The organism is Epilithonimonas tenax DSM 16811 (assembly GCF_000428485.1).
Taxonomy (GTDB): domain Bacteria; phylum Bacteroidota; class Bacteroidia; order Flavobacteriales; family Weeksellaceae; genus Epilithonimonas; species Epilithonimonas tenax.
Window position 1 is genome coordinate 36,593 of record NZ_AUAA01000014.1, and the last position, 14,986, is coordinate 51,578.

At 37.3% G+C, this 14,986-nt stretch carries 9 protein-coding genes; all 9 read right to left on the minus strand.

Annotated features, from left to right (window positions below):
• Positions 1 to 10: 10 nt before the first annotated feature.
• Positions 11 to 1,066, minus strand: a complete 1,056-nt coding sequence (locus tag F564_RS0108845) for a hypothetical protein (RefSeq protein ID WP_028122327.1) — start codon at positions 1,064 to 1,066, stop codon at positions 11 to 13.
• 395 nt (positions 1,067 to 1,461) lie between these two features.
• Positions 1,462 to 1,758 (minus strand): Crp/Fnr family transcriptional regulator, encoded by a 297-nt coding sequence (locus F564_RS20410; RefSeq protein WP_051259617.1) that lies wholly within the window; start codon positions 1,756 to 1,758, stop codon positions 1,462 to 1,464.
• Positions 1,759 to 1,836: 78 nt separating this feature from the next.
• Positions 1,837 to 2,055, minus strand: coding sequence for a cyclic nucleotide-binding domain-containing protein (locus F564_RS20415; RefSeq protein WP_051259618.1), 219 nt, complete (start codon positions 2,053 to 2,055; stop codon positions 1,837 to 1,839).
• Between the two features lie 565 nt (positions 2,056 to 2,620).
• Positions 2,621 to 6,214 carry a T9SS type A sorting domain-containing protein gene (locus F564_RS0108855; protein WP_028122328.1) on the minus strand — a complete coding sequence of 1,198 codons (3,594 nt, stop codon included), beginning with the start codon at positions 6,212 to 6,214 and terminating at the stop codon, positions 2,621 to 2,623.
• Positions 6,215 to 6,710: 496 nt separating this feature from the next.
• Positions 6,711 to 9,302, minus strand: coding sequence for a T9SS-dependent M36 family metallopeptidase (locus F564_RS0108860; RefSeq protein ID WP_051259619.1), 2,592 nt, complete (start codon positions 9,300 to 9,302; stop codon positions 6,711 to 6,713).
• 40 nt (positions 9,303 to 9,342) lie between these two features.
• Positions 9,343 to 10,665 carry a T9SS type A sorting domain-containing protein gene (locus F564_RS0108865; protein WP_028122330.1) on the minus strand — a complete coding sequence of 441 codons (1,323 nt, stop codon included), beginning with the start codon at positions 10,663 to 10,665 and terminating at the stop codon, positions 9,343 to 9,345.
• Positions 10,666 to 10,677: 12 nt separating this feature from the next.
• The gene (locus F564_RS0108870) at positions 10,678 to 12,108 is read right to left on the minus strand and encodes a T9SS type A sorting domain-containing protein (protein ID WP_028122331.1); all 1,431 of its coding nucleotides are present in this window, start codon (positions 12,106 to 12,108) and stop codon (positions 10,678 to 10,680) included.
• A 302-nt stretch (positions 12,109 to 12,410) separates the two neighbouring features.
• Positions 12,411 to 13,460, minus strand: coding sequence for a hypothetical protein (locus tag F564_RS0108875; RefSeq protein WP_154656836.1), 1,050 nt, complete (start codon positions 13,458 to 13,460; stop codon positions 12,411 to 12,413).
• Entirely contained in the window at positions 13,457 to 14,881 is a 1,425-nt protein-coding gene (locus F564_RS19920; RefSeq protein WP_161625938.1) for a helix-turn-helix domain-containing protein, read from the minus strand. The genes F564_RS0108875 and F564_RS19920 overlap by 4 nt, the downstream gene beginning before the upstream one ends.
• Positions 14,882 to 14,986 lie beyond the last annotated feature (105 nt).

Here is a 14,986-nt window from a genome sequence, read left to right on the forward strand (position 1 = left end):
ATTTTAAATTTTAACCAAAATAAGTTCCAGATTCTTGTCGTGCTTTCAGATGCGCTTTTGCAAGCATTGCCCGTTTTCCTTCCGGACTAAAATCCAAGTAGCTTTTCCCTTCTTCATTTTCTAAATCGAATCCCATTTCTTGGGTTATTTCTTTTAAATCTTCGATGTGCATTGAAGTCGTATATTCATCGCCGGTGTGCGGACAAGTTTGCATTCCACGGCGTTTTCCTTCAATTTTATAGATGTTTGCGCCAACTTGCGCCGGTCTTTGAAAAATGTGAAAAAATTTTCCGAACGGAATCCACATCAGAAACATTGCAACGGTAATTGCGTGAATAATTGCCATAAACTGGCTCATCTTTCCTTCGAGATAAGAATAATCAAACCAAATTCCCAAACCAGTGACGGAAACTGCTACAAGTAAAATCAAGGGAAGCCAGTCTCTTTCAAACCATTGTGTTGCGATTAATCCTTCATCTACAAACCTTCTGTGCATCATAATTAAACAACCTACGATGACCATAATCGCCGTCCAAACCAAAATGTGGAAAAGAATGGTCGCCATTACTGTATTTAAAGGAAAAGTCATCACTGTGAAACCCATCATATGGGTTTCGTACATATCGATTGTGCCTTCTTTCAGGGTAAAATGCATCCATCCGAAAGTCAATCCAAATGTTACGGCAAAAGAAATCAAACATCCTGTAGCCAAGAGAAAATGCCCAAACCATCGCATTCTTCCTCTTGGCATAATAAATTTTTGAAATAAAATATTACGAATAGAAAGACGAACAACCTCTTTCATATAAATAGGATAATCTTTGCTGAAAATGAATTCCCAGGTGCGCTTCCAATATTTCTGTGTTGCAGGACGCTGTTTCCAGACTGAGTGATGATATACCACTCCGAAAGTCATACAAATGGTTCCGAAGAAATAGATACTGAGCGCCGCATCAAAATTCTGCAGATTGACAGAGCCGATAATCGTGGCAGCAATCACAACGAGGGTTGCAATAATAGCGTTGATGAATGCTTTTTTATTGATATTTGTAAAAATGCTGAACATTTTGAAGAATTTTAATGATAACTCACTTACGATCAAAGAAGAACGTTTATTTTCTTTCACAAATATACAGCAATAGATTCTTAAATAAGACTAATTTATCTTATTTAAAATGATTCAAAATAAATAGTTTAAATAATACAAACTAGTTAACTGAATGACAAACCTTTATCATTAATATGATTTGCATCATACCGATCTTATTTAACTGATTTCTTCAAATCGCACCTATTCAGATTCAATCCATCAATCAAAATCCAAAAAAAAATACCTATTAAAAGGTGCTTAAAAACTTTTTCTATTATTTTATATTATTTCTTGATTGATTTTAATTTATTGAGGTTTACTATTTCAATTTTTTTACCTGTAAATGAGATGATATCTTCATTTTCCATTTCTTAAATTACGCGATAAATAGTCTCATAGGTTGTTCCTACATAGGCGGCCAAATCTGTTTTGGTAAGCTCTGCTTTTAAAACATTTTCTTTATCAAGCCCTAAATGATTGATAAGATATAAAAGATTAACGACGAAACGTTCTTTTACAGACAAATGAACCAAACTCCCCATCTTTTGTTCCGACCAATGAAGTTCATCTGCATAAAACATCATCAGTCTATAAGCAAAAGTATTATTGGTTTTCAGCAGGGTTTTAAAAAAATCGAGTTCTAAAAAGCAAAGAACAGAATCTTTCATCGAAGTGGCAGAAATTGGAGAAAGAGAGTTTCCGACTGAAATTCCCCGATTTCCAACAATATCTCCTTCTTTTGCAAATCACACAATCATTTCACGTTGTCCCCAATGTTTATGAACTTTTACAAAACCTTTGTGAATAAAATAAATACCCAAAGTTTCCGTCCCTTCATCTATGAATTTTTGTCCTTTTTTGACTTTGATAATAGTTTGTTTTGTTTGAATTAAATCCCACCATTCAGGCAATGTGTTTTCATATAAAAAGCAATTTTTGGTGTAATCATCTAATTTGTTATTCATAATCGAAGACTAAGGTTTTTTTTGCAAATTTAGATTATCAGCTTTGAATTACAAGCAAGTTCAGCAAATATCAAGATTTGTTGTTATTTTATAATAATCATATTTATCTGCGATTCTATAGATTATACTTAAATATCCAAATCTATTTTAAACAACTTTTAGAATAAATACTCTTGACGAATTCAAACATACTTTTGCTTTTTAACAAGAAGAATTTCAAATACAACTATAGATTTTTAATTGATTCTACATATCAAATTATAGCTCATATGTCGTTTAACACCTTCAAAATATTATCTATATCTTCCATTAGATGGTTTGAATAGAGTCCTGTCATGTTCACAAAATCCAAATGGCGCCACTTGAAAACAAGTGGCGCCATTTATTCTATGAGATCAAGCGATATTTTTCAACAAAATTGTTGGGATCATTTTTAAGGTCATTCTCAAGTTTTTCTCTTTCAGAAAGAGAGAGAGAGAGAGACCTCAAACTACATTGTACCTGTAAGTTTTACAGGAAAGACCTGAAAATATCTGTCCAAAATCTTTCTTTAAATCTGTGTTTTTTATTTTTTTATAATTTTGAATGCTTTCGCGGTATCCTCAATGGTTAGCATATAAACACCTGATGGTAAGCTTGAGATATTGATGCTGCTGTTGCTTAAATGACCTTTTTTAACAATTCCTCCTGCCGTATTGAAAATTACAAATTCCGCATCCTGTTTATCATTATTTTGTGAAATGATGTGAAGAACATCTTTTACAGGATTTGGATGAATTTGGATACCACCATCGTTGTTAACCTTTATCGTAATTACAGAATTGAGGTATGTTGTATCGGGACTCGTCGTGTATGGCAGATCTCCCATATATCGTTCCGTATCCTTCACGCATCGAACGCCCATAGCAGCTTGTGGATAGAAGCCGGTACCAGATGCCAGTTTTCCACCAAATCCGGATGTGCTACTGAGATCAAGCCCAATAGCATAACCGGTGTAAAAATCAGCAGGGGAACTTGTCCATAATCCAGTTTGATATTTATAATTATCTGCATTGGGATATCCGTTCCTGATATTTTTCCAATCATTCCCACCAAGTATTCCCCTGACGCCTGTTGCTGGAATATTTCCAATATTATATTTGGAGTTAGGAAAATTAAAGACCCAGCCAGTTCTGCTGCCTGGCATTGTATCTTCTGTAGTAACCGTAAGCGTGTAGCCTGGGTATTGCCTGACGGTTGCCGCATTGTTTACTGCCCCAGCCGTAAGATCCGCAATGGTACTCTGCACAATACCGTAATTGGCAAAACTACTTGTGGTATTGTATCCATTATAGAACCAGGGAGATGAGCCTTTTGCGTAAGAACCATTGTTGCCTGCAGCAAATAAATTGGCATTAGCGGTATCCGGAACTCGCCATCCTCCTGGACAAGGATCGTAAACTGATTTTTCTGTAGCGTGTCCCCATCTGTCTTGTGCCAAGCCGTTTTCGTCGGAAATCCAATCTTTTACCTGTATTGATTTTGCGGACAATGTCCCGACATCTTCAATCCCTAATTCATTACCAGTTTTGGGTTGGAAAAGGAAATATAATGGATTTTCAGTTGCATATTTTATGATTTTTCTAATCCTTTCATTTTTAAGATCAGCATTTAAAATGCCGGCACTGGATTGATAGACATCCCACTCTCTGGAATATCCGGTGGTCTTATCTGTTGAAGAGAAAATTGCGTCTGTTATAGGATTTGACAGCCCTAAAACAATATTGTTATTAGCATCTACTCCGGTTTGCTTGTAAACATTGTACTCCGCTGCAACTTGAATGCTGTTGCCATGAGCGGAGATATATTGCGTCCCTCCAGGATAATGGAAAGTCGGCAATGGATCTTTTCTTCCCCATTGATAGTGCAATCCGCCAGATTGTTGAATTTGTGTTTTTGACTCCAGCTCCACTGCTACATTTGGCCTGATCAATAATGATGGCAATACATGCAAAGCGCCCAGATTTCTATCCATAAAAGTGGTTTTAAGCGGTGTTCCACCTTTAACAGGATTTATGATTTGCCCGTTTGATGCAGAAATGACTCCACCATTCTCAACAGATTCGGTTGTATAAGTGATTTGATTTTCTTCTGCCAATGGGTCAGTAACCGGAGCCCAAATGTGCCAGCTCCAAAGCACCTTATCTGGATTTGAGCTTCCCCAAACGCCATTATTTCCTTTATGAAAAGCGACTACGGCATTACTTTTTTTATTTGCAGCTATTGTAACTCTCATTTGCTCATCTGGATATGTTCCAACAATTTGAATTTTTTTGATTAAGTTTTGGTTATCCGTCCATATCACACTTCCAGTATTTACATTGCCAGAAGGAATCTCCTTATTATCAGACAAATATAGTTTCTGAACTGCATAGGCTTTTTTGAGACTAATCACCAATACCTTATCTTGTGCCAACACATCCGCCGTATTACCAGTCATGACAACAAAACTGTTGGGTTCTTTTGTCCAAGCTTTGTAATTTGCACTATCATTATTTGTTGACAATACATATTCGGTTTCATAAAACGAAGGCAAAAGTGCCATATTGGGATCTTTCATACATCTTACCGCTCCCAAACCATTGGTTTGAACGGTTTGATTGACGTAAATCCCGTTCCATCCAGTACTAGAAACATCTGACCGCTCTGGATCACTACGGATAATTGTACTTCTGCTGCCACCAATGCCATAAGTAGCATTAAGCAATAATGCATCAGAACCCTGATCCTGATAGACAACCGTTGCAGGAGCACCATCGCTGCCTGAGTAATAAATATAGTTACCACTCGTAGGCATAAGTCCTATTTTTCTATCATCTGTACCATTAAAATTGATTCCTCTGCCTGGATAAACCTTGACACCCGATAATACATCATTGATTGAATGTGGGAATATCTGACTGTTTGTGCTATTGGTATCATCATTAACACCACTGTTTTTCCTTCCTAGAGGGTTCAGGTTATTATTAATTGTATTTCTACCATAATGCGAAGGAACTCTCCACCCATTGGGACAGGGATCAAATTCTGATTTTAATTCATAAGATTTGCTATCTGCAGCAAGCACGTTATTACTACTCGAGGCATTACTATGCAGTCCTTTTCTGTTATCAGACCACAGATCCCAGGTTTCTATCAAATCCGGATTGGAATGATTAGTCTTATATTCCTGGCTGGAAAACCAAGTTCCATCATTAGCAGCATGTGTCATGATATCAATAGGATTATTAATAGAATATCTGATGTTTCCATTAATATCATAGGCATTGGTATCGGTTTCTCTTTGCTTTAAAGAGATGGGAGTAGATGGTAAAGCGGCAAACGAATGTCTTCTGCTGCCAATATCACCTGTTACCTCATAGAATGTACCATCTTTGTACTCTAATGGAGGAATGGGATCTTTTCTTCCCCATTGGTACATGAGTCCACCGGATTTGTGCCAGTCATGACCAAGAAAGCTGGCGTTGGTTGCGCCTAAATTCCGATCCATATATTGAGGAACAAATGCCTGATTCAAAACATTGCTTTCAAATCCCTGTCCATATGTTGCGCCATCCTTAGGATCATCTGTAATCCAAATATGCCAAGTCCAATAGATGATTCCATCTACTTTTAAAGCAATCGTAGCATTACCCTCTCCTTTCGTTTTGTCGATTAGGACTTTAATTGTAGCATTTTCCCCTGTTCCCACAAGTGTGGTAGAACTTATCAACCCATTCACATCTTCCCAAAACACAGTGGCAGTCTGCTGACCGTTTTCACTGATTGGCGTGAATAAACCGGCTTCATTTTGCATATATCTTCCCTGTTTCCACATCTGATAGGCTTTTGCAACAGGAATGTAAAGGCCATCAGTTTTGGTACCGTCTGGCATCATACCATCTTTATAAAAAATATAGCTGTTTGGGGCAAGGGTATAATCTTGCTCTACACTGTTCTCTGGGTCACTACCGGATTTAAGAGGTAAAAGATTTGATTCACTATCGGTAGGTATTGATCGTTTATTATCAAATACGGTACTAGATGTGAGAGATCTGGTTTCAGACAATTGGGAAACCGGTTTTTGCCCGTAAAAAAATACGACACAAAATAACAGAACTGCGTTGTAATTTTTCAGCATAATAAAATTTTCATAAATTGATCGCAAATAACGTGCTAATAAATCAACAATAAAGTAAATTTATTGAAAATATATTTAAAATAATTAATCATTGTAAGTTAATTACCATATTTCATCTTCAGAAAAAAGATGGATGGAACAACTATAGTCCTCAGCATTCTAATGAGCGCCAAACGATCATCCGGATAGATAATCATTGATCGTGGTTTAATCCTATTATTGACATATCTTAGTAAATGGTTTATATAGAGTCGTTTAGAGATCACAACAGCCAAATAGCGCCGCTAAAGCTACGTGGCGCTATTTTTCTGACATCACATTATTGGGACATTACCAATGATTTAACAACATCTGATATTTCTTTTTTAAATTGTTGCTCGTTTTAAAGAAAACAATCATTTAATAACCTTCGTCAACTGATTCCGATACTTTATGAGCGGCTTACCAATTTGCCTCATCACTGGCTAAAAAAGAAGCGGCGTGAGTGCTAATGAAGTTACTTTTTAACAATCAGTTTTTTACTGAAACTAATGCCGATACCTTCACCTTTTATGATGTAAACGCCATCGGTCAGATTAGTTGTATCAACTGATCCAGTGGAGATATTGGTCAGTTGCTCAGACACTTTTTTACCAGTAATATCATAAATCGAAACCATTACTTTTTCTGAATTCGCTGATTTTTTGACACTTATGAAAAACTCATTTTTTGCGGGATTAGGATGCAAAACAACACCGCTGTCTTCAATCAGATTGTTCTGTGTACTTAGATTTTGACAAGCCAATGGAATAGAAAAATCTTCGACCTGATCTGAAATTGATGAAAGAATCGTGTTTCCACTACCAGCAGTTTTCCCGGGCTTAGCATTGAAACCTAATCCTCTTTTTGCAAATGTTTCCCAGATCATACATTTGTTTTCACCATTGTTTATGGATTGATCTGCAGCGATGATAGCATCACGACCTTTAACAAATGAGGGATAACAACCTTGTATTTTTAACGCACTTGTTACCAACTGCATGACCTTAGCACTTCCAGAATCTTTATTGTTTGCAATGTCATTAGAGAAACCATATTTTTCCGCAAATTTCCAATGAAGATCCCAAAGCATAGTTGCCCAAACAAATCCTATCGGATGTACAGCTAATGTGTAAGTCCCATCTCCATTGTCGTAGGCCATTCCATTGGTATCACCGTAAGTGTAACTATTGATGCTGAAATCTGGTGAATATTTAGCAGGCCGAATCCCTGCACCCGTAGTGTCCTCTTTGTTGACATAAGTTCCCATTCCGCGTGGATGTGCTGCTGTTGCATCCTCAGAATTGGTCACCATAAGAGCGAAGAAATCTGACCATCCCTCTCCCATCTGTTCGTTGGCATAAGATGAATCCAAGCAAGTATAGCCGTTTCCGGTACTTCTGGTTGATATCCCGTGCCCATATTCGTGCGCTATCACACCATTATCCATACTACCATCTAATAACGTATTTTTATTTTGAAGGCTTACATTGACACTGATATTGGCATCCAGTTTTTCTTTGATAAGAACACCTTCCTCGTTGTTCACTGAAACACCCGGTATAGAAACTGTAATACCTGTTCCTACCATATCACCAACCACCTGTGCGGGATCTGCGTTATAAATAATCACCGCTACAGCACCTTTGTTCTGAGCATTTTTAAATTTTTCGTCGAAATAACAGGTTCCTCGTTGAATCAATGCGATCTTTCCAGTCAAATTGGTATTATTCAAACTGGTACAGGCATCCAAGGGAGTGGCTAAAACAACATCTGTTGTAATGGGTATTGCGGTAAGTGGTTTACCAAAATCTGAATTGATCCCCGTCATCGGTTCTCTCGGGCTGAGATCTGCTGGTGTATTGTAACTCAGATAATTTCTAATTTGCCAAAGGTACATCTGCATACGTGGTGCATAGCCATCGGGAGGTGTAGAAAAATTAGCATTATTATAACCGCCCCCATCTCTAGACTCTGACAAAACAGGATCTGTGTCTGTGTACGCTTCCCCTTTGCCAAAATTATTCGACTGGAAATTCCTTGCTTCTTCGTCAAAGCCGAAGCGATAGAATATGTCATGCATCTTATTGCTGACGTAGAAAAGATTTGTAATAGAAGCATTTTTATAGGTGGCCGGATCAGTGCTGCCACCAAAGGGGAAATCAAAAAGTCTGTTTACACCACCATCAGCAATTGCACTTGGTGTGTTGTATCCTGTCTCGTCCGCGTAGGCATACGTATTATTGCCTCTTGTTATTGTATAAGCAGCATTTCCGTCGTTATGCCAACCCAGAGGAGAAGCGTCGGTCCACCACGGATTGCTTACAAGCGACCTGATGCCAAAGGTTGGCGCTTCTATAGGGAAAGGAAAAATCCGATAAGACGCATTTTCTGCAGCGCTGTTTGCGATCTTGCTTGAAACAATTGGAGACTCTGTTTTTTTACTATCCAAAAGATCAAAAGATGAAGCATGATCGTGAGAATACGCGGCATCTGAAAAATCGCAAGACAAAGTCAGATTTGATTTGTTGAGCAATGTTCCATTTTGTGCATCTACAAGAACATTCCAGTAATTATTGGTACCGTCTTCATAAAAATTAAGAGCATACACCAATTGCAAAGACTGATCATCTTTCGGGAGGTAAGCTAGTTGTGATAAAACAGTATTATGTTTTTTTTTTTCAAATGTATAGCGGGTAGTGTCGGATTTCAAACCAACAGAACTCAGGATTGTTGAGAAGTTTGCTCTTACATTGTAGGAAGGTTTTTTATCCACAGTCTTATTCTTCTCCAGATCTGCTGCTACAAAATTATTGGAAATATAGGAAACCTCATCGCTTTTAATTAATACTGATGAAATAGCCCCATAAACAGGAATACCATTGAAGGTTTGATTGATATGAACAACTTTGCCGTTGAGAGCTTTATCGTTTTGGACATTCAAGATCTTGAAAGTTGCAGCATTAGATATCTTAACAGATTTGGATCGGCCCAGGTAGCTGTTGATAATTTCTGATTCTGTGGTTTGTGCAAAACTATAACTGGACAGAAATAGTGCTGCTACAGCCATTTTTAGAGTATATTGATTCATCCTCATTTTCTGACTTTATCTATTTTTTGATGACTTTTTTGGTGATGTAAGTTCCATTTTGCTCCCTTTGAATATTTACTATGTACGCTCCACAAGGAAGATGAGACATATCTAAACTATCAACATTCTTCGCTGTTTTCACAACCTGTCCGGCAAAATTGGTCACAGTGATGGCGTAAGCTTTGGTATTAACATTCAGGATGTCAGCAGTTGGGTTTGGATAGATCATTAGATATTCACTAAGCTGAGAATCATTAACAGCTAAAAGTGCGCAATCCTCTGTATAAGTGGCTGTCTCATCCTTTTCCCATAAGAAAGCGCTTGAGCTGTAAGCCGCATCATCTACCTGGATACATCGCAACTTTGGATCTTGTTCTGTGACACACAATGATACATTGACGTTGTTTCCATTCTTCACATCCACAGACTCCAGATCTGCACAGTGACTCGCCTGCAAGCCTACCAAAGCCGTATTTTTGGAAGCATCAATCGTTTTGAGCTTGGTTCCATTCACATAGAAATACCTGAGCATTTCTAATTTGGAAATATCCAATTCTGTAACATGGGTATAATCCAGTAATACCTGCGTGAGGAAAGTGTTGTTGTTTAGATTAAGACTAGCCAAAGGATTGCTGTTGAGATTCAGAATGTCGAGTTGTTTGTTTTTGGACAGATCGATGTGAGTGATCTGATTTACGCCAATTCCCAAAATCATTAATCTCGTATTTTTTGTAACATCCAATGCGGTCAGCTGATTGGCTCCCATACTTAATCTGGTGAGCCTCGGGTTTTTAGTCACGTCTATAGATTTGAATTGATTGCTAGAAAGTGTAAGAGCACTCAAATTAGGACAAGTACTAAGATCGATTGTTTCCAAAATGTTAAAAGCTAAGCTGACGGTCTGCAAATCGTTGTAGTTCTGAGAACCAAACACAATAGTTTTCAGTTCATTATTGTATTGCGCTTCTATCTGCGTCAAATTTGTATTTTTTGAAACATCAATGGTATCGATCAGCGTAGAGCTGGCAAAAAGACCCACTAATTTGGTATTATTTGAAATATCTAAGTGGGAAATACCAGTTTTCGAGATTTGCAGAATGGTAATGTTCTTAAAAGCTTCCAGACCTGTAAGATCTTTTGCCGCAGAGTTGTACACATTAACCGTTCCGGTAAACGCTTCTGCTTCGCTGACTTGGATCTGCCCATCAAAATTGGTATCCACATCTGTATAAAGAAGCATATATTCTAGAAAAGCTTCATCAGGTATATGGACTACCTGTGCTTTTGCAACAAAGCTGCAGAGTGCTAATGCTAAAAAAGCAATGGTATTTTTAAATTTCATATTCAGAATTTTTTATTTTACGATGATTTTGTAAGCGTTTTTTTCTTTAGCATTTTCACTAATTGTTTTAAGCTGATAAATACCTGGCTCTGCAATCAAATTAATTTTTGAATCTGTGCCTATCTTACCTTTTTGGATTAGTTTGCCCGTAAAATCATACACCTCAAAATTTCCTTTCGCGTTGCTTTCCACAAATAATTCACCAGTTGTAGGATTAGGATAGACGCTGGATTTTTTGGAGCTCAGTGGAGTAACAGACAAATCTCCTTGTGCCAAATTTACTTTATACAACTCCTGTCCCGGAGAAACTCCTAGTTTTGCAGAGAGATACAATGCGTTATCTTTCCCTACCATATCTGCCAGATAGAAAGTAGTACTTCCTGGGTTCAGTTTCAAGGTCAGTTTTGTTCCGTCTGCTGTTCCGTCTGTTTCCCACAGTTGGGCATCATTAGATCCACCATTGGCGAAGAAATAGATTTTCCCGTTGAGTGAGATTAGCTTTGAAGGACTGGAACTGCTGCTTCCCGGGTTGATATCTTTTAATAATTTGGTTCCAGCTTCTGTACCATCTGTGAAATAAAGTTCTGTACCTGTCGTGGCAAAATCCGAAGCTACAAAAATGACTTTATCTCCCATTTGAGTAAAATCAGATGGACTGGAGCCAGAATAAATGCTCGCTGAACTGATATCTTTTAGCCTAAAAGTCCCTGCTTCTGTACCATCAGTGACCCACGGTTCTGACGAAGTTGTACTGTCCGAACCACTGAAAAACACTTTACCAAGAGCTGAACTGTAAAATAAGTTTTGTACGCCTCCGGTATTGGTTGGATTGATTGTTTTTAGTAAAGTGGTAGTAGTACCGTCATAACTATACAACTGGTAATAATAATTTGTACTGGACACTGGACGGCCACCAAATAGCAACTTACCATTCAAGGCTGCTGCATAGCCGTTGGGATTCACGTCTTCACTTACTTTTTTGATGTTATCATTAGCATCCACTTCGTAGAGGAAATTATTTGCGTTGAAGTAAAATTTATTATTTGCGGTCATAAGACCGGAAGACCATTTGTGATTCTCGGAAAGGAGCTTCACCCCATTTGTAACGTCATACGTATACAAACCTGATGGACTTGCGGTATCTCCAAGCAAGCTGGAGTAATATATTTTATTATTAAAAACAGTAAGACTGGCAGGAACCTGTCCGTTCGTGCCAAGGATTTGATCTCCTACCATTTGTGTGCCTTCCGTCGTGCCATCAGTCACCCAAAGTTCGCTACCGGAGATTGGATTACTTGCAGAAAAGTAAACTTTGTCAATGTACTTTGCAAGATACTGAGGACTGGACCCCTGAACTCCAGGATAGATATCTTTGATTAGATTAATGGATTGTGCACCGATCATCTGGGCTAGAAAAATGGCCAAAAAGTTGATTTTCTTCATATTGATTTTATTGATTAATGATTACTGATAATTTTTTTTTAAACTATTATTACCTAAGACCATTTGCCCTTTATAAAAAATAGCAGATCGAAATGCCTAAAAAAGGACATAGATGATAGGTAAAAAAACTACGGGATGTTTTAATCTTAAGATTAATTATCTGATATCAAAAATAGATAGAATGTTTATCAAATCACAGTCTTGTTCTTTCATATTGATGCAATATTACACGAATATGAAAACAGAAATAAACCCATAAACCTGTGAATATCAATAAAATAATTAGATTTTAAGAAAGTACATTATGAAAGTAATTTCCGAACGGTAAAAAGCAATATTAAAGCACAAATCACTAAGGAAACCACAATCAAAAGATACGCTCTCTGATTATTATCGAGTGATTTTTTGAATTTGACATCAGAATCATAAACCAGCTGACTTATCATTCTGCTTCTTTTTTTGTTCACATCTTTTATGGAGGCAGCATATTTTTCCATATGCAGATGGAACGCCGGCATGTCATTCTTTGCATTGCTTAGATTGGACATTGCGAGATCATACAAACTGCTAAGTTCCAGATCTTCTTTTTCGATCTCTCTTACAGGAATTCCCGCTAGAAGATCAGCCGCTTCTTTTGGCTTATTTTGTTTTAATAAGATTTCAGCCAGGCATATTTTTGCATAGTAACGGTTGAATCCAAAGTCAAAATCGGCATCCAGAACCTTTTCAAAACATTCTTGCGCATTTGCCAGCCGACCTTCGGAGATAAGACACGATCCTTTCTGAATATTGATCAAAGCCTGGTTGATAATAGAAATCCGGCTGCCTGTCTGCTGCTGGTAAACATCCAGCGCTTTATCAAAATATTTCAGAGCAAACTCACAGTTTAGCTCCTCCCGAAAAACCATGCCTTTTACATTGTAAAGATTTCCTTTAACATAATAGAGAGAGTCCGGAAGTTTGATACTATCCATCATATTCTCTGCCTTGTCAAGATATTTCTTCGCACTTTCATTCAGCATCATTGTTTGATAATGACTGCCCAACATAGATAAAACCTTGATTTCCTGATAAGTGTACTTCCCTTTTCTGGCCAGTTTTATGGCCAAGTTGCAATGGTCTATGACATCTCTCGACTTTTCCAGGAACATCTCTGCATTGATAATAATTGTCAGGGCCACTATTTTTGTCTGATCATTATTTGCTTTATGCAGGACATTTTCTGCTATCTGTATGGCTTTTTCTGGCCTGCTGTCAATTAATTGTCTTGCGCCATCCAGAACAGATTTATTGTTCTGTCCGTAAGACAGGACCAACATCAACAACGCTAAAAAAAGGAGTGTTTTTCTCATCTGCTTTTGTCTATGTTCTTGATATATTCTATAGGTGAGCTTCCTACTTTATTTTTAAAAGTAGTTGTAAAAAGGCTGTGGGATGAGAAACCACTTTCTTCAGCCAGATAACTGACTTTATATTTTCGGTATTCTTCATCCGCATTTAGTTTGTTCAAAATATAGTCAATCCTAAGGTTATTAATGTAAGTGTTGAAGTTTACATCTTTGTGCTTATTGATGATTTCCGACAAATATCTGGGGTTAGTATCCAATTGCAAAGACAGCGTTTTCAGAGAAATATTACTTTTCGTATATCGAAGAGAACCTTCAAATTTATTTAGTTTTTCAAGGATTTCCTTCTCCGTTTTATCAGGAATAATAAAAACTTTTGGATCTATGTCAGCCTCTTTTTCTTTTGCTTTGTTTTTGGATGTTTTATATTTTGAGCTTATAAGTAGGATGCCAAGACCCAGAAAAAAAAGCATTGCTATCAAAAGATAAATACTTTTCCAGAAAGATTTTTGCTGTTTCAAATCCTGAGAATAATCATTTTCTAAACTGTCTACCAGTAATGCTCTGGCTTTCATCTGCAGGACGTCGTCTTGAGCGATCGATGAATAATATTGTTCCGATGCCCATTCTATTTCTGTCTTGGCACCAATAAAAGCTGCCGATTTTGCATAATTTCTGAAAAAAAACGCCTTTAAAAATAAATCTGGAACCGAAGAAACGGTATTCTTTTTCGCATTCAGTATTTTAAACGCAGCGTCATATTTTTTTTGACTGATCAATACAGATGCCATGCCAGTGATCCCATACAACTCAAAACCATTAGCTAAACCACTTTGTTTGGCAGCCTTCTCTGAATTTAAAAAATAGGGGTACGCTGCATTCGCATTTCTGTTCTGAAGCTCCTGTATTCCAAGAAAATAATAAATCCTGCTGGCGTAAAAAGGATCTTTTCTCTTCTGAAAAATTGCAAGAATATCCAGAAAATATGTTTCTTTTTGTTTTTTGGCTATAAAATCAAATGCTAAAGCATCTGCGGCCAACTCAAAAGCAAGAGCAATCTGCACCTGTGGAAAAAGGAGAAGTAATTCTTTTTTATGCTTATTTGCCTCTGCCTCTACACCTAATATGTGACTTACCTGATACGCCATAAAATGGTAAGTAAAAATGAAAATAGGATCTCTTTTTGTTTTGATTTTTCCCAGTTGATTCAAACAGATTATTGCATCAGCATAGTTCCCGCGGATCAGTGCGGCCTTTATCCTAAATGACAACGCTTCCGGAAAATTAATTTTCGAATAATAATCAATGTATTTTTCGTATTCAGCAGGAGAACTGTTTTGTATCGATTGTAAAGCAACTTGTCTTAAGGTCTGGATATCATCTTTGGTCTGTCCATAAAGAAAGATTCCCTTGATGCCAAGCATCATCAAAAAAACTATAACGAAGCACTTTCTTATCAAAAATCCATAAAAAAAATTCACACCCTTCATGATCACATCAAACCGGTAAAAGTAAAATAGAAACCGGTAAAT